At 47.2% G+C, this 17,573-nt stretch carries 15 protein-coding genes; all 15 read left to right on the forward strand.

Features of this window, described 5'->3' with window-relative positions; all coding sequences use genetic code 11:
• Nucleotides 1-60: 60 nt before the first annotated feature.
• The 15 genes from lonB (at nt 61) to AC1DPK_RS24575 (ending at nt 17,509) form a co-directional block, all read left to right on the forward strand.
• Entirely contained in the window at nt 61-1,764 is a 1,704-nt protein-coding gene (lonB, locus tag AC1DPK_RS24505; protein ID WP_339207835.1) for an ATP-dependent protease LonB, read from the forward strand.
• A gap of 37 nt (nt 1,765-1,801) precedes the next feature.
• A complete protein-coding gene (gene lon / locus AC1DPK_RS24510) occupies nt 1,802-4,171 on the forward strand; it encodes an endopeptidase La (RefSeq protein WP_477511914.1) in 2,370 nt (789 codons plus the stop codon).
• A complete protein-coding gene (gene yihA, locus AC1DPK_RS24515) occupies nt 4,168-4,755 on the forward strand; it encodes a ribosome biogenesis GTP-binding protein YihA/YsxC (RefSeq protein ID WP_076271653.1) in 588 nt (195 codons plus the stop codon). Before lon ends, yihA begins: the two co-directional genes overlap by 4 nt.
• Before the next feature lie 212 nt (nt 4,756-4,967).
• Nucleotides 4,968-5,558: a non-ribosomal peptide synthetase module gene (locus AC1DPK_RS24520; protein WP_339207840.1), complete on the forward strand. Its 591-nt coding sequence runs from the start codon at nt 4,968-4,970 to the stop codon at nt 5,556-5,558.
• Between the two features lie 170 nt (nt 5,559-5,728).
• Nucleotides 5,729-6,412, forward strand: coding sequence for a YjgB family protein (locus AC1DPK_RS24525; RefSeq protein WP_477511915.1), 684 nt, complete (start codon nt 5,729-5,731; stop codon nt 6,410-6,412).
• Nucleotides 6,413-6,693: 281 nt separating this feature from the next.
• Nucleotides 6,694-7,092, forward strand: a complete 399-nt coding sequence (speD, locus tag AC1DPK_RS24530; protein ID WP_054027216.1) for an adenosylmethionine decarboxylase — start codon at nt 6,694-6,696, stop codon at nt 7,090-7,092.
• Nucleotides 7,093-7,291: 199 nt separating this feature from the next.
• Nucleotides 7,292-8,674: a glutamyl-tRNA reductase gene (hemA, locus tag AC1DPK_RS24535; protein WP_477511916.1), complete on the forward strand. Its 1,383-nt coding sequence runs from the start codon at nt 7,292-7,294 to the stop codon at nt 8,672-8,674.
• A gap of 22 nt (nt 8,675-8,696) precedes the next feature.
• Complete coding sequence (locus AC1DPK_RS24540; protein ID WP_076271657.1) at nt 8,697-9,509, forward strand: cytochrome C assembly family protein; 813 nt, start codon at nt 8,697-8,699, stop codon at nt 9,507-9,509.
• A gap of 31 nt (nt 9,510-9,540) precedes the next feature.
• Complete coding sequence (locus AC1DPK_RS24545) at nt 9,541-10,185, forward strand: precorrin-2 dehydrogenase/sirohydrochlorin ferrochelatase family protein (protein ID WP_477511917.1); 645 nt, start codon at nt 9,541-9,543, stop codon at nt 10,183-10,185.
• Nucleotides 10,185-11,156, forward strand: a complete 972-nt coding sequence (gene hemC / locus AC1DPK_RS24550) for a hydroxymethylbilane synthase (protein ID WP_339207845.1) — start codon at nt 10,185-10,187, stop codon at nt 11,154-11,156. The genes AC1DPK_RS24545 and hemC overlap by 1 nt, the downstream gene beginning before the upstream one ends.
• A gap of 5 nt (nt 11,157-11,161) precedes the next feature.
• Complete coding sequence (cobA, locus tag AC1DPK_RS24555; protein WP_477511918.1) at nt 11,162-12,730, forward strand: uroporphyrinogen-III C-methyltransferase; 1,569 nt, start codon at nt 11,162-11,164, stop codon at nt 12,728-12,730.
• Between the two features lie 3 nt (nt 12,731-12,733).
• A complete protein-coding gene (gene hemB / locus AC1DPK_RS24560; protein WP_076271668.1) occupies nt 12,734-13,732 on the forward strand; it encodes a porphobilinogen synthase in 999 nt (332 codons plus the stop codon).
• 4 nt (nt 13,733-13,736) lie between these two features.
• On the forward strand, nt 13,737-15,038 hold the full coding sequence (hemL, locus tag AC1DPK_RS24565; RefSeq protein WP_477511919.1) for a glutamate-1-semialdehyde 2,1-aminomutase: 1,302 nt from the start codon (nt 13,737-13,739) through the stop codon (nt 15,036-15,038).
• 87 nt (nt 15,039-15,125) lie between these two features.
• Nucleotides 15,126-16,127, forward strand: coding sequence for an RluA family pseudouridine synthase (locus AC1DPK_RS24570; protein WP_477511920.1), 1,002 nt, complete (start codon nt 15,126-15,128; stop codon nt 16,125-16,127).
• A gap of 89 nt (nt 16,128-16,216) precedes the next feature.
• The gene (locus AC1DPK_RS24575; RefSeq protein WP_441875749.1) at nt 16,217-17,509 is read left to right on the forward strand and encodes a LysM peptidoglycan-binding domain-containing protein; all 1,293 of its coding nucleotides are present in this window, start codon (nt 16,217-16,219) and stop codon (nt 17,507-17,509) included.
• The last annotated feature ends 64 nt before the right edge of the window (nt 17,510-17,573 follow it).

Here is a 17,573-nt window from a genome sequence, read left to right on the forward strand (position 1 = left end):
AACGAGCCTACACTATTTAGACGGTTTCAGCCGTTTACGCTTGAAAGGAGCGGATTACTAATGAGTTTAAGTGTTGTATTAATGTTGATTCAAGTGTTTTTTGCAGTTGTTATCGGCTTGTATTTCTGGAATTTGCTGCGCAATCAGAAGACGAACCGCTCGGCCGTTGATCGTGAGTCTCGCAAGGAGATGGACAAGCTCAGAAAGCTTAGGAGTGTATCGCTTACGAAGCCCTTATCGGAGAAGACAAGGCCGCAAGCGATGCAGGACATTGTTGGCCAACGTGACGGTCTGCGTGCCTTAAAGGCGGCGCTGTGCAGCGCAAACCCTCAGCATGTTATCATTTATGGCCCTCCAGGTGTTGGGAAGACCGCTGCGGCGCGTGTCGTGCTGGAGGAAGCCAAAAAAAATCCATCCTCGCCGTTTTTGCCTGAAGCGAAATTTACAGAGATCGATGCGACAACCGCTAGGTTTGATGAGCGCGGAATAGCTGATCCGCTAATCGGCTCGGTTCATGATCCTATTTATCAAGGTGCAGGTGCGATGGGTGTAGCAGGTATTCCTCAACCTAAGCCAGGCGCTGTGACGAAGGCGCATGGCGGGATCTTGTTTATTGACGAAATAGGTGAATTGCATCCGATTCAAATGAATAAATTGTTAAAGGTACTGGAAGATCGTAAAGTGTTTCTGGAGAGCGCGTATTATAATTCGGAGGATTCGAATATACCAGTGTATATTCATGATATCTTCCAAAACGGCCTGCCTGCTGATTTCCGTCTAGTCGGTGCAACAACACGGTCGCCGCAGGAAATTCCGCCAGCTATCCGTTCGCGCTGCATGGAGGTGTTTTTTCGTCCGCTGCTTGCTGAGGAGATTGGCTTAGTAGCAGAAAACGCAGTGAAAAAAATTGGCTTTGCTCCTTGTCCTGAAGCGATCGATGTCGTCAAGCGATATGCGACGAACGGACGCGAAGCGGTTAACGTCATTCAGCTAGCTGCGGGTGTAGCTCTATCCGAAAAAAGGGACAGCATCGCTGCGGGCGATATTGAATGGGTTGTAAACAGCAGTCAAATTCCACCGCGTCCAGATCGCAAGGTGCCGGATGCACCGCAAATCGGTTTCGTAAATGGCCTTGCTGTATATGGTCCAAATATGGGCACGCTGCTCGAAATCGAAGTAAGCGCAATTCCTGCTGCTTCTGGCAAAGGTCTGTTTACAATAACAGGCGTTGTAGACGAAGAGGAGCTTGGCGGAGGATCGCGGACGCTTAGAAGAAAAAGTATGGCAAAGGGCTCAGTCGAAAACGTAATTACAGTTTTGAGACGTATCGGGCTTAATCCGCAGGATTTTGACTTGCATATCAACTTCCCTGGCGGTACGCCAATTGATGGCCCTTCTGCCGGTATTGCGATGGCAACAGCTATTACATCAGCAATAAAAGGCATTCCAATTGACAATAAACTGGCCATGACAGGTGAAGTTGGCATACATGGAAACGTAAAACCAGTTGGCGGCGTATTAGCTAAAGTTGAGGCAGCTTTCCAAGCTGGTGCGAAAACAGTCATTATTCCGAGGGAGAACTGGCAAGCGATTTTTGCAGACTTGGAAGGTCTTAAGGTCATTCCTGTCGAAAAGGTGGAAGAAGTGTTCAAGTTTGTGTTTCCAGATACTGAAGTGTCCCCTGTGCGGGTCGAAGCTCCGCTTGGAACCGATCTTTTTATCGCTTCAGCCGTTCCGTATTTGCAGGCTGATTCCGTAGAATGATAAACTAGGGTAGACGTTAACAATTGGAGGTGCTGGTGTGGGACCTAGTAAATCGAAAGGTCGTCGGCTGCCCTTGCTTCCGCTTAGAGGGCTACTCGTTTATCCCAGCATGGTGCTCCACCTTGATGTGGGTAGGGACAAATCGGTTCGAGCGTTAGAACGCTCGATGGTCGAAGATCATATGATATTGCTTTGTTCACAGTCTGAAGTGAACATTGAGGAGCCGACTGAGGAAGATATATATAAAGTTGGCACCATAGCAAAAGTAAGGCAAATGCTGAAGCTGCCTAACGGCACGATCCGTGTGCTGGTGGAAGGCGTATCGCGTGCTGAGATTTTGGACTATTTGCCGAACGACGAGTTTTATGAAGTATCTGTAAAAGAATTGCCGGAGCAGGAGACGGATGATCCTGAAGTCGATGCGCTTATGCGCTCGGTCTTGAACCAATTCGAGCATTATATTTCATTATCGAAGAAGGTTACGCCTGAAACCTATGCGGCGGTTTCCGACATTGATGATCCGGGCCGCCTTGCGGATGTCATTACGAGCCATCTTTCGCTGAAAATCAAGGATAAGCAGGATATTCTTGAAACCGTAGATGTCGGAGCTCGACTAGAGAAGCTGCTCGACATCTTGAACAACGAGCGCGAAGTGCTGGAGCTTGAGCGCAAAATAAACCAACGCGTCAAGAAACAGATGGAAAAGACGCAAAAGGAATATTATTTGCGCGAGCAAATGAAGGCGATCCAGAAGGAGCTCGGAGAGAAGGAAGGCCGTGCTGGCGAGGTCGAGGAGCTGCGTGCGCAGCTGGCCGAGGCAGGCGTGCCTGATCTCGTGAAAGAGAAGATCGAGAAGGAAATTGATCGACTCGAGAAAATGCCGTCCACCTCTGCAGAAGGCGGCGTCATTCGCAATTATATCGATTGGCTGCTTTCTTTGCCTTGGAGCAAGACGACCGAAGATGATTTAAGCTTGAGCAAAGCAGAAGCGATTCTTAATGATGACCATTATGGTCTAGAAAAGCCGAAAGAGCGGGTGCTTGAATATTTGGCGGTTCAGAAGCTAGTCAAGCAGCTAAAGGGTCCAATCCTTTGCTTGGTAGGCCCGCCGGGTGTTGGTAAAACTTCGCTTGCCCGTTCGATTGCCAAATCTCTTGGTCGTAAGTTTGTGCGTATCTCGCTTGGCGGGGTGCGAGACGAAGCAGAGATCCGCGGTCACAGGCGGACTTATGTAGGCGCTATGCCAGGAAGAATTATTCAAGGCATGAAGACGGCAGGTTCTTCAAATCCTGTATTTTTGCTGGATGAGATTGACAAAATGGCGATGGATTTCCGTGGAGATCCAGCTTCAGCGCTTCTAGAAGTGCTCGATCCAGAACAAAACAACACGTTCAGCGATCATTATGTAGAAGTGCCATTTGATCTATCTAATGTGATGTTCGTAACGACCGCGAATGCGATGCACAATATTCCTCGTCCGCTGCTTGATCGGATGGAGGTCTTGTATATTCCAGGATATACGGAGCTTGAGAAGCTGCAAATCGGTAATCGTTATCTATTGCCGAAGCAGAAAAAGGAACATGGCTTGACCGAGGAACAGCTCATTGTCTCGGAAGAGGTATTGCTCCAGCTGATTAGGGAATATACGAGGGAATCCGGCGTTCGAAATTTAGAGCAGCAAATTGCAGCAGTGTGCCGTAAGGCAGCGAAACGATTTGTTGCAAATGAGCAAACGGAATCCTCCGAGCCATTTGAAGTTACGAGTGAGGAGCTCAAGGAATTGCTGGGCCCTTCGAAGTTCCGTTATGGCCTAGCTGAGAGCGAGAATCAGATCGGAGCGGTGACTGGTCTTGCGTGGACTGAGGTAGGTGGAGATACGCTTGTCATTGAAGTCACAGTAATGCCGGGTAGCGGAAAACTAACGTTAACTGGTAAACTAGGTGATGTCATGAAGGAATCTGCTCAAGCGGCATTCAGTTACACTCGCTCGAAAGCGCTTGAGCTGGGCATTGACCCAAGCTTTCATGAGAAAAATGATATTCATATTCATATTCCAGAGGGTGCGATTCCAAAGGATGGTCCATCAGCAGGCATTACGATTGCAACAGCGCTTATCTCCGCGCTTACAAACCGCTATGTGGATAAGGAAGTGGCGATGACGGGCGAAATTACGCTCAGAGGCCGCGTGCTTCCGATTGGCGGTTTGAAGGAAAAATCGCTGGCAGCGCATCGTGCAGGCATTCGCAAAATATTGTTGCCGAAAGAAAATGAACGGGATCTAGGGGATATTCCCGATAGCGTACGACATGATATGCAATTTTTTCCTGTCAGTCATATGGATGAAGTGCTGCAGCATGCGTTGCTTCCGGTTCAAACGGAAGAGAAAGCAGGTACAACGATTTTATGAAAATTACACAAGCAGAATTCATCATCAGCGCAGTAAAACCACATCAATACCCAGAGGACGCCTTGCCAGAGATAGCTCTGGCAGGGCGTTCGAATGTCGGAAAATCTTCATTGATTAATAAACTTATTTTACGCAAAAACTTAGCTAGAACGAGCTCGCAGCCAGGCAAAACGCAGCAGCTTAATTACTACCGCGTGAATGACCTTATTTATTTGGTTGATTTTCCGGGGTATGGCTATGCTAAGGTTTCCAAAACTCAGCGCTTGCAGTTTGGCGAAATGATTGAACGTTATATCCGTGACCGTGAGCCGCTCAAGCTTCAGCTGCTGGTCATCGATATTCGTCATGAACCGTCTCTGCTCGATCAGCAAATGTACAAATGGCTGAAGCATTATGAAATCCCAACATGCGTCGTTGCGACCAAGGCGGATAAAATTCCGAAGTCGAAGTGGGACAAGCATATTAAAATGATCAAAAAAACGCTTGAAGTCGACCCAAGCGATTCCGTCGTATTATTCTCGTCTGAATTAGGGCTTGGACGCGAGCAACTATGGGACATCATAACTGAAGCGATTGCTACATGAGGTAGCAAGACCAGCAAGTTATTCTATAAAGCAGAGGATTTAGTGAAATAGTCGGCATTCCTCGTGAATTCTACCGTTATTTTGTGGAATATGCGAGAATATCGGGGATGAACGACAGGAATAAAATGATAAGATCACGTATAATATACTTAAGCAACAAGACCAAAGTTAAAGACCAAAGCGTGCAAGTTCAAAGAATTGAGGAGATTTTTATGGCTAAGCGGCTAGCCACAGAGTATGTAAATGCCAAACTGCAATTGACGAATGAAGAGATGGCTGAGTTTATCCGTTCATTTGAAGAGCAACAAATACACCTTCAGGTGTTGGTGCTTGACAATGGGAATCAGGAGCTCGTTCTCGAAGATGTAGCAGGGAGGGAAGAAGTCCGACTGACCTTTGAACGTCAACAAGACTATTACGTGTGCGTATTATCTTGCCGTCTTGTGCAACCGAGGCTGACCAATGCTATGCGAAAAGCTCTTTCAGCTTTCCGTGGCAACGCGATCGTCAACCGAATCTACAGTCATTATACGATGATCTATCATTATAAGAATGGTTCCGTTCACCAAATTGTCGAAAGCTCGAGCACAGGGGAGCGCATTGTATTCGAATTCAAGGATACACTTGGCCAACTGGAGCGTGTGTTCCAAAGTCGTTTGATCGAGCGGGAAATCGGATTGTTAAGCAATGCAGTCAATGAATTGCTAGATCTTCGCAACCAAACGAAGGATGCTGAAGAAATTAGCAAAATCGATGAGCGTTTAACCGATCTGACTCGCAAGCTCTTCATCCTTGAAGCTTAAACCATTTAGGAAATCTTGATTAAAGAGGCTGCTTTCGCAGCCTCTTTTTTTTGTTTTCAAAATATTGCATCTATGAATTTTGCAACATTTTGCGTGTTTAAACAGTTAGTATCAGGGTAAGGCGAGTGGATAGCATCTTAGTTTTTTATACAACAAGGAGATGAATAGGAATGAATCAAACCAAACGATTTAAACAATTTGCTATCGGAATATCATTTGCGATCGCATTATCTTTAACAGCGTGCAGCAATAAGGATACAGGAGCAGATCAAGTGCCGCCGCCGGCAACGGAGATGCCGAGCAATCAGCCAGAGACAAGTACACCGGCTTCACCGGACACCAAGCCAAGCGTCCCGCCTTCTGAACAGCCTAATGAGCAACCAGGCGGTAATGGCGCTGAGGAGCCGTCTAGCGGCTCTGAGGCCGGAGAAACGATCAGCTCAGTCTATGCGCTTGCGAAGGAAGGCAAAGTTCCAGGTTCCGATTATGCTGCCCATATCGCATTATTCGATGATATAGAGAAAAAATGGGGCAAGCCTGATACCAACGAATCCGCTGGGAAAGGGATGTACGCTGCCTACAAAGATAAAGGGATTACATTTGGATACAACAAAGGCATGCTTGTTTATGATGTAAGATCTTATTCGAAAAAGCTTCAAGGCATTACATTGAAAGACATAGAGATCGCGCTTGGGTCTGCTGATGAAAAAACGGTTAACGGTACGGATGACATTTATACCTATGAGGTCAATAAACAATATCAGCTTAAATTTATTTTGGCTGAAGCAACTGGCAAGGTGGATCACATCTCTGTATACAGTCCGCAGGACGCAAAAAATAATATGGCGGGATGATCGCACAGCCCATTGCGAGATAAGCTTCAACGTCATACATTGAAAACGGGGCTGGCAATGAAAGGTTATTTCCATCCTTTAGAAAAAAAGTATTGCAATTATCCCGGATAGATGTTATTTTTATTCTCGTTGAAAAGATTGTTGATGTTAATAATAGGAACCAGGATTCACTCAGGACATTGTTATGTTGCGAGAGATTAATCCCTCGAGAAGTGAATGACGTAGGTCCTAGCGGATGAAATTTTTCAAACATTTTATTCCTAGGAAGGGGGAACCGGAAGATGGAATACTCAACTTTCGGAAGACACGTTGCTGTTGATACTTGGGGTGTAGACTTTGATCTACTGAACAGCGCTGAATTTTTGCAATCACACATGGTAGAGGCTGCAGAGGCTTGTGGTGCTACTGTATTGTCGGTTCAAGCCAAACAATTCGATCCTCAAGGCGCAACTGTGCTCGTGCTGCTGTCGGAGAGTCACCTCTCGATTCATACGTATCCTGAGAGAGGTTTTGCTGCGCTTGATTGTTATACTTGCGGCGAAACTGTAGATCCTCAGCTTGCGATCGACTACATGCTCGCTGTACTGAAGCCAAAAGCGACGTATGCGAAGAAGCTTGTACGCGGTATGGGCGAACTGCAAGTAGAAGAGCCAAAAATGAAACAAACTGAGCTCGTTTAAGAGCTTTAAAACTTATTGYTCATAGCGAAATAACCATGGATGGTATCCATGGTTATTTCTTTGTAGTAAAAGGGAATAATGAGTCTGTACTTTTCAAATATTATTCATAAATGAACATTATCTGAATGTTTTACTATGCTATAATTATCGATAACATCAATGCTTGATCGCTTAAAGAGAAGGAGGCAGGTGACCGCGCATGCACATTATCGCAGTAGGACTGAATTACCGAACGGCTCCCGTAGAAGTAAGAGAACAATTTGCGTTCGCAGAACGGGATTTGCCGGAAGCATTAATACAGCTCATTCAGACACAAAGCATAATGGAATGTGTCATAGTAGCGACCTGCAATCGGACGGAGCTTTATGCAGTTRTAGATAGGCACCATCTATGCGGGCATTACATTCGAAGCTTTATGGAGAAGTGGTTTAAGCTGCCTAGGCAGCACTTCACCAACCATTTATATATGTATGAGGACGAGAAGGCGATTGATCATTTATTCCGAGTAACGAGCGGACTTGATTCCATGGTCATCGGCGAGACTCAAATTTTGGGACAAGTAAAAACAGCTTTTCAGCTCGCACAGCAGCAGAAGACGACAGGTACAGTTTTTAATATGCTGTTTAAACAGGCGGTTACGATGGCCAAGCGTGCCCATTCCGAAACGTCAATTGGCGAATCTGCAGTTTCTGTGAGCTACGCTGCCGTTGAGCTTGGGAAACGGATTTTCGGACAATTCAACAAAAAAACGGTTATGGTCATTGGTGCGGGTGAAACGGGCGAACTGACTGCCAAGCATCTGTACACGAATGGCGCAGATCGCGTCGTTGTTGTAAATCGCACCTATGAGCGGGCAACACAGCTGGCAGACAAGTTTAATGGAATCGCATGGTCGATGGAAGAAGCAGTGGATAAGCTTCATGAAGCAGACATTATTATCAGCTCCACTGGCTCGAAAGAATATGTGTTAACGCGCAAACAGGTTGCAGAAGCTATGCAGCGTAGAAAAGCGAAGCCGCTCTTTATGATTGATATTGCGGTCCCGCGTGATTTGGACCCTTCGATTGCTGCCGTTGATAATGTATTCTTGTATGATATTGATGATTTAGAGGGCATCGTGGAAAGCAATCTCGCGCATAGGCGTCAAGAGGCTGCCAAAATTGAAGCGATGATTACCGAAGAAATTGAAGTGTTCGAGCAGTGGTACAAAACGCTTGGCGTTGTTCCCCTTATTCGAACTTTGCAATCCAAAGCAGCAGGCATTCACGAGGAAACGATGAACAGTTTGACGAATAAATTGCCTGATCTCGGCGAGCATGAGCTTAAAGTAATCCGTAAGCTAACAAAAAGCATCGTTAACCAAATGATGCAGGATCCTATTTTACGAATTAAAGAAATGGCTGGCGAGAAGCGGGCAGACGAAGCGATGGATATGTTCGTTAAGCTGTTTGCACTCGAGGAAGATCTTGCTAAAGCGCGTCAAGCGGAGCTTGAAGCGGCAACAGATACTGTCGCTGCTGCAAAAAAGAAAAATGTTCAACCCCATGCAGCTGCGGCGGTATTAGCACCTATTACAAGGTAGAGGGCTGCTAGGTGGAGGAGCTATGGAGACGCAAAACTTTTTATATGATGCGATACTTTATATTTACGCCCTGAGCCTGCTGTTTTATTTCTCCGACTTCATGAATGCAAGTCGGAGAGCGAAACGGATGGGTACAGGGCTGCTTATTTTTGTTTGGGTATTACAGACTGGTTACCTTGTTACTCGCATCGTATCTCATTTGCAAATGACGGAAGTATCAACCTTTGAATACTGGTTAGGCTTTTCTTGGCTTTTAGTTACCATTTCGCTAGTGATCAGTCGATTTATTAAAATTGATTTCATTGTGTTTTTTGTAAATGTTGTTGGTTTTGCGGTGTTGGCGCTTAACCTGTATAGTGACCCTGGAAATGGCGAGTCGCTTAAAGTTTGGGAAACAACAAGAGAGCTATTATACATTCATATCAGTCTCGTTTTGCTTGCGTATGCTGCATTAACCATAGGCGCTTTGTTCGCCGGCATGTATTTGTTTTTGCATAATCAGCTGAAACGAAAGCGCTGGTCAAACTTTGTGCGCAGATTGCCAAGCCTCGATATGATTGAGCGTTATGGAGATCGAGCAGTCATTGTTGGCGTTCCATTGTTTGCAATGTCGCTTGCGATTGCGGTGACGTCTATACTTGTCGAAAGACGGTTTGCGTTGTTGATTGACTGGAAGGTACTGTCTTCCTTTGGAACCTTGGTCATGTACATTATTTATGTGTACCAGAGAGCGATGCTCAAACGTCCCGGATTGCAATTGGCCCGCTTTTATATTATTTCGTTTGGTTTGCTGCTTCTGAATTTGTTTACTAATTATTTCTCCTCCTTTCATTAACGAGAATTGACTGCTGGAGGCAAGGACGGCAATGAATGGTTTATATCCAATTTTCATGCAGCTTAAAGGCAAACGCTGCGTTATAATCGGCGGCGGAAGCGTGGCGCAGCGAAAGCTGCAAGGGCTGCTGGCTGCTGGAGCGGATGAAATATGGGTCATCAGCCCGTCATTAACTCCTCAACTCGTGAGTTTGGCTTCCGACGGGGAAATCAACTGGTTCCAGCGAGAATACAATGATGGCGATCTTGCTGGTGCATCGTTAGTGTTTGCGGCAACAAACGATAAACGTTTAAATGCGGAGATTGCGGCCGCCGCCGATCGGCTTGGCATTTTAGTAAACGCGGTGGATGATGCGGACAAAGGCTCGTTTATTTCACCTTCGATTGTCAGGCGTGGAGATTTGCTGCTGGCGGTTACTGCTTCAGGTGCAAGCCCGGCATTGTCTCAGCAAATAAAGAAAGAGCTTGCAGCGCTTTATGGCCCGGAATACGAAGAAATAACTATAGTAATGCGACGCTTTCGGGAGAAAGTGTTAAACAGCTTGCTTGATGAACAGGAGAGACAATCCGTGCTGAAGCTTGCGGCCGAAGAGGCAGCGACGCTAAAGCGGATCAATATTGATATGGATGAATGGCTGCAAAGCTTGCTTCATCGGATAGACAGGGGGCTTACATAATGGCAACAACTAACCAAGGACAACGAATTATCGTGGTAGGAACAAGGCAAAGCGCACTTGCGCTTACACAAACGGGACAAGTGATCGATGAACTGACACGCATAAGTGAGAAGCATGGGTTTGATTATAAGTTTGAAGTGAAAAAAATAGTAACAAAAGGTGATCGCATACTTGATGTTACGCTGTCTAAAGTAGGTGGAAAAGGGCTGTTCGTTAAGGAAATCGAACAAGCACTTGCAGACGGTGTAATTGATTTGGCCGTTCACAGCATGAAGGACATGCCTTATGAGCTTCCAGAAGGGTTAATAAATGGAGCGATTCCAAGACGCGTCGATCCTAGAGATTGCCTTATCACTCGTGAAGGCGGCGGATTGTCTGAATTGCCTCTAGGTGCGAGAGTGGGAACGAGCAGCCTGCGCAGATCCTGCCAGCTTAAAAACGCGAGACCTGATCTTCAGCTTGAGTCCATAAGGGGCAATATAGATTCCCGTATTCGCAAATTAGAAACCGAAGGTTTCGATGCGGTTGTGCTTGCTGCAGCTGGTCTGAAACGCATGGGATGGGAAGATCGCATATCTGCGAACATTCCTGTTGATGTATGCTTGCCTGCTGTAGGACAAGGCGCACTTGGCATTGAATGCCGCGAGAATGATGAACAAGTTCGAGAGCTGCTTTCCCTTCTTAACGATGATGAAACCGAGGTTACGGTACGAGCTGAGCGAAGCTTCCTTGGTTCACTGAATGGTGGATGCCAGGTGCCGATAGGCGCATATTGCACATTAGGTGATGAGCTCCCAGGCCAAAGCGGGAAACATGAGCTTATCCTGACGGGCATGGTCGGATCGCCGGACGGAGCAACGCTGCTGAAAGAAGTGATGAAGGGAATTGATCCTGAACAGCTTGGTCGTGATGTTGCAGATGCACTCATTGCACGCGGCGCAGACCGTATTTTAGCTGAAATTGGGGGATGACGGGCTTGGACAAGGGGAAGGTATATTTAGTTGGCGCCGGACCGGGAGATCCGAAGCTGATTACGGTGCGCGGACTGCAATGCTTGGAGGAATGTGAGGTTGTCGTTTACGATCGCTTGGCAAGCCCGAGATTGCTCCGGTACGTGAAGCCGGGAGCGGAGAGAATTTACGTCGGCAAGCTGCCAGACCGTCATACAATGAAGCAGGAGGAAATCAACCAGCTTCTTGTCGATTTGGCGCTGCAAGGCAAGATCGTTACACGTCTGAAAGGCGGAGATCCTACGATTTTTGGACGAGTTGGAGAAGAAGCCGAGCTTCTTTATGATAACGGAATCGAGTTCGAAATCGTGCCAGGCATTACCTCGGCAATCGCAGTTCCCGCTTACGCAGGCATTCCAGTCACACATCGTGATATGGCATCATCCTTGTCCATTATTACGGGTCATGAGAGTCCGGATAAGCTTGACCGCTCCATTCATTGGGATAAAGTAACGAATGCTACTGGAACCCTTATTTTTCTAATGGGTGTTGCCAAAATAGGATATATTTCTGATCAGCTCATGAAGCATGGCAAGCCGCCGAAAACGCCAGTTGCGCTTATTCGCTGGGGAACGAGAGTTGAACAGCGTACCATTGTTGGCACGCTGGAAACCATTGAGGGGATTGTCAAAGCAGCGAATTTCCAGCCGCCTGCTGTCATTGTGGTAGGCGATGTTGTACTGCAGAGAGAGAAGCTGAAATGGTATGAGAACAAGCCGCTATTTGGCTTGCGTATACTCGTTACACGAGCTAGAGCACAGGCAAGCGAGCTAGCTGAACAGATTGAAACGCTTGGCGGGGAGCCTTGCGAGTTTCCAGTCATTGAAACGATTGAACCAACGGACCCCGTTGTTGTAGCTAACTTAAAGGAACAGTTGGAGCAGGCAGAAAAATATGAGTGGCTAATGTTTACGAGTGTAAACGGCGTGGAGTACTTTTTTGGATGGCTGCGTAAATTTAATATCGATATTAGGAGATTTTTTGGTGCGAGAATTGCAGCAGTTGGTCCTAAGACAGCTGAGGCGCTTGCAAAGCGCGGCTTAGTGGTTGATGAGCTGCCTGTAAAGTTCCATGCGGAAGGCTTGCTGGACAAGCTGGCGCCGCAGCTGAAGGCCGGAGAACGAGTGCTGCTGCCTCGAGGAGATCTTGCACGCGAGGTATTGCCCCGTGAGCTGAAGGAAATGGGACTTGTGCCAACGGAAATCGATGTTTATGAAACGGTCATTGTCGATGAGCAGGACGAGCTTGCCCTCGAATGGATTCGCGAGAAAGATATTCACATGATTACATTCACTAGTTCATCGACGGTGACCAATTTGCTTGAGGTATTGAGACGCAAGGGCGTTTCAGATCCAGTACAACTATTAGCGGACATTCCCATTGCGAGTATTGGCCCGCTTACAACAAAGACTGCACTAGAAGCAGGCTTGAAGGTTGCTATTGAGCCAGAAGATTCAACGCTGGATAGTATGCTTAAAGCAATCGTTGATTATCAGCAAAAACAACTTGCTAAGCTAGTCGAGGAGGAATACTAAGTGATGAGTTTCCCAACAGTAAGAAATCGCAGATTACGCAAAACGTCTGCTCTTCGGAGCATGGTAAGAGAAACCGTGCTGAGTGTAAATGATTTTATATATCCGATCTTCGTTACGCATGGTGTAAATATAAAAGAAGAAATTCCATCAATGCCGGGTGTATACCATCTGTCGATGGATCTTTTGGAGCAGGAGATTCGTGAAGTGGTTGCTTGCGGCATTCAATCGGTGCTGCTGTTCGGCCTTCCAGAATATAAAGATGCTTTGGGATCTTCGGCTTATGATGCGAACGGTATCGTTCAACAAGCGATAAAAGCAGTGAAGAAGTGGGCGCCGGAGCTTGTTGTTGTCGCTGACACTTGTTTATGCCAATTTACCGACCACGGTCATTGCGGCATCGTACATTTGCATGAGGAAACAGGCATAGCGGAAGTGGATAATGACTCCTCGCTTGATCTGCTCGTACAAACGGCGGTATCGCAAGCGGAAGCAGGAGCAGACATTATCGCACCTTCCAATATGATGGACGGCTTTGTGCTTGCTATTCGTGAAGGACTAGATGATGCTGGCTTTAGTGATGTTCCGATTATGTCTTACTCTGTTAAATTTTCTTCGGCTTACTACGGCCCTTTCCGTGATGCCGCACATTCGGCTCCACAATTCGGCGACCGCAAAACATACCAGATGGACCCAGCTAACGTACGCGAGGCACTTCGTGAAGCAGAGTCAGATATTGCTGAGGGTGCCGATATGCTAATGGTCAAGCCTGCTTTAGCTTACTTGGATATTTTGAGGCTGCTTAAGGATAAATATAATTTACCGGTTGTCGCTTATAACGTCAGCGCCGAATACTCGATGGTGAAAGCCGCTGCAGCTAATGGCTGGATCGATGAGCAATCGATCGTTCTAGAAACCTTGCTAGGCATGAAGCGTGCTGGTGCTGATCTCATTATTACGTACCATGCAAAGGATGCGGCACGTTGGTTGAAGGGAGAGGGGTAAGCAGATGAGTGAACAGTCGAACCTTAGAAATGATGCGCGCTCAGTAGAAGCTTTCGAAAGAGCGAAAAAAGTAATGCCAGGCGGTGTAAACAGCCCGGTTAGAGCATTCAAATCAGTGGGCTTGAACCCTGTCTATATGGAGCGGGGAGAAGGCAGCCGCATTTATGATATCGATGGCAACAGCTATATCGATTATGTAGCATCATGGGGCCCTCTCATTATGGGTCATGCCCATCCTGAAGTGATCGAAGCGATTAAACGTACGGCAGAGAAGGGGACAAGCTTCGGCGCCCCAACAGAGCTTGAAACATTGATGGCTGAGCTTGTTTGCGAGCGAGTACCTTCAGTTGATATCGTTCGCATGGTTAACTCCGGTACGGAAGCGACGATGAGCGCCATTCGGCTTGCTCGCGGTTATACGAAACGAAGCAGGATTTTGAAGTTCGAAGGCTCATATCATGGTCATGCGGATAGCTTGCTCATTAAAGCAGGCTCAGGCGTTGCGACGCTTGGTTTGCCTGACAGCCCGGGTGTACCGGAGCATGTAGCTTCGCATACGATTACGGTACCATACAACGATATTGAATCGGTAAAGCTTGCTTTCGAAAAATTCGGTGAGGAAATTGCTTGTGTCATCGTTGAACCGGTAGCTGGCAACATGGGCGTTGTTCCGCCATTGCCTGGTTTCTTGCAAGGGTTGCGCGACATTACAACGCAGTACGGTGCGGTTCTTATTTTTGACGAGGTAATGACGGGCTTCCGTGTTGGTTATAACTGCGCGCAAGGACTTTACGGTATTACGCCAGACCTTACTTGCTTTGGCAAAGTTATTGGCGGCGGATTGCCAGTCGGCGCATACGGCGGCAAACGGGAGCTTATGGAGATGATTGCACCGAGCGGACCTATCTATCAAGCGGGAACCTTATCAGGCAATCCGCTTGCGATGGCGGCAGGTTATGCAACATTGAATCTGCTAACCCCTGAAGTGTATGAGCATATGGAGCGTCAAGCAGTTAGGCTGCAGCTTGGTTTTGAAGCGAATGCGCGCAAACATGGCATTGCAAATACGATTAACCGTGTTGGATCGATGGTTTGTCCGTTCTTCACGGATACGTTTGTCATCAATTTCGAAACGGCAAAAACATCCGATCTAGAGCGCTTTAAGGCTTATTTTGCGGCGATGCTTGATTTGGGTGTAAGCATTGCTCCTTCACAATTTGAAGGCATGTTTGTTTCCGGGGTTCATACGAATGAGGATATAGATGCGACAATTGAAGCGCATGATATTGCGTTTAGCCGCTTGTAATATCGCTGTATTTTGAAATGAAGGCAAGAGGCTCGTAAGGAAGCGAAGTTGTTTTTTTACTTCGTTTACGATTGGGAGGAACGTTATATGATTGATGGTCAGATGAAGAGGAATGGACAATGGCTGGAGCTAGACTGGCTTGCTCTTGGCGCTGCGTCCTCTGATACCATTAATCCTGAATCGGAAAAGGATCCGGCAGCAACGCCGGAGCTTGCGCAGCCGCGGGCTGGCAGTCATCCGCACCTTGTGCGTCAGTGGCTGCTGGCCCGTTCCTTTTTTCCGCAGAAGTGGATTAATCGGTTGTTTTCAATTGGAGGCATTCAGTGGAACGGGGAGCAGCTGCAGCTGCTTGCTTTCCCGCCAGTAGATCCGCGCAGTGATGCTTCATATCGTCACCTGCGCAGGGATACTAAACTAAATATGCCAGATGTGTTATATGAAGACGATTTCTGCATCGTATTTGACAAGCCAGCTGGCATGGCAGTGCATGGATCATCTCCCGGTCAAAGCGGAACGCTGGATGAGGCGGCGGCATGGCATCTTTTGAGCCAAGGCGATCCGCTGAATATACGTCATATCCACAGGCTGGATGATGATACGTCTGGTCCCGTTTTATATGCAAAAAATGATTTGGCCCAGTGGAAGCTTGATGAGGCGATGAGAGCGAAAGCGATAGACAGACAATATATGGCTGTCGTTCAAGGCCGAATGTCAAAGCTTTCGGGTACGATCAATATGCCAATAGGGAAGGATCGACATCACCCGGCAAGGCGCAGAGTTTCAGAAAACGGCGATCTAGCAATTAGCCATTACGAGGTTGTGGCAGCAAATTCTCGATCGTCACTAATACGTGTAAAGCTTGAGACGGGACGAACGCATCAAATTCGGGTTCACTTAAGTCATATTGGACATCCGCTGCTTGGAGACGGTCTGTATGGAGGCAGCACAGCACAGTTGAAGCATCAAGCGCTGCATGGGGAAAAGCTTGTTTTTCCTCATCCTCTGACCGACTCGCTAATAGAAGCAGCCTCGCCTTGGCCGCAATGGCTGATGCAGCTTTCAGAAGAGATGGAGTTCCGTTCAAAATGATAGTCATGCTCCTGCCCAACCTACCATATAGATAAGTAGTGAATGTAACGTTAGACCAAGCATTCAGTATGAGAGGGGAGGATTTAGGCGTGTCGGATCAAACGAACGGATTACGTTTTGATGTGTATGAGCGCGTCCACTTGCCCGATGATGTTGCGGCAATTGACGAGTTGGAGGAAATTGAGCTTGTTCCTCGTATTCAAGTTATCGATCAAGGGGACCATGCCGTGCTTAGAGGGCAGCTTCTGCTTAGCGGGGTATATAGGAGTCAAACTGATTCCGAAAACTCCCTGACGCTGGAGCACTGGATACCGGTCGAAATAACGCTGCCAATGAACCGAATATCACGGCTGGATGATATTTCGATTGAAATTGACAATTTTGACGTCGATCTTTTGTCTGCTCGCACATTAAACATTACGGGTGTTCTTTCTTTGCGCGGTATTTCTGCTCAGCCTATTCAGGAGCCGGAGGACATTTGGCGCGAAGAACCTTTTACTGTCATTCATCAACGGGAAGTTTATGATGAACGAGCCGTGGAAGCTTTTAATGGTCAAAATGCCGCTATTGAACAATCGTACATAGCGGAAGAACTTGAGCTTGCTGCGCAAGAGGAGATTTCAAACGAGCAAATAGCCGATGCATCGGATGAGCCTGAGGAAGCAACCGTAACCATCTCTTCCTCATCTTCAGGTGGAGGTTGGTCATCTTCGCAGTTATTCGCCTCTCCTGCTCCGCAGGAAGAGGATGTGGAGAGCCAAGAAGATGAGAGAGAAATTTCACTATCTTCTCAGCAAACAAGCAACGAGGGCTGGTTAGCAACATCCTCGCCGTTTGCAAATGATTCCGCAGTGATTCCACCAGTTGAAGCAGCAAGCGAGCAAGTACTGGCGGAGGAACGTGAAGAGCCGGTACAAATCGATGCTCCAATAGCTCAAATAGCTCCAGTAGCAGAGGCTTTCCCGCAGCAGCAGATTCCTGTTCCAGAGCAGGAAAAGCAGGAGCCGCGTATCGCAATTACAAACAAGCAGCCGCAAGAGGGTTCTGGTTTGGCAGGAGACGTCGGCATTCTCACGCTRCTTCAGACGAGTCGGCGTGAACAAGCAGCACGTCAGGCGGCAGAACAGGTAGTCGCTCAGCAGCGGGCAGATGAGGAAGCTAGAGTACAGGCTTCCGGCGATGAGATTGAGTGGAAAAACTTATTTCTGGGCAAACGCTCGGAAGATAAGGAATTTAAGAAAATTCGGATGTGTATTGTGCAGCGGGACGAGACGCTTGATGTCATCGCTACACGCTATAGCATGAATCCGAGGGAAATTGTAATGTATAACCGATTGGACGACTCAAGTGTGTCGGAAGGACAGCTGTTATACATTCCATAGAGGCTTCTGTAACGAAAATGCCCTTATTGCTCATTAATTTGAGCGATAGGGGCATTTCTTGCTT

Source organism: Paenibacillus sp. 01T424 (assembly GCF_056398745.1).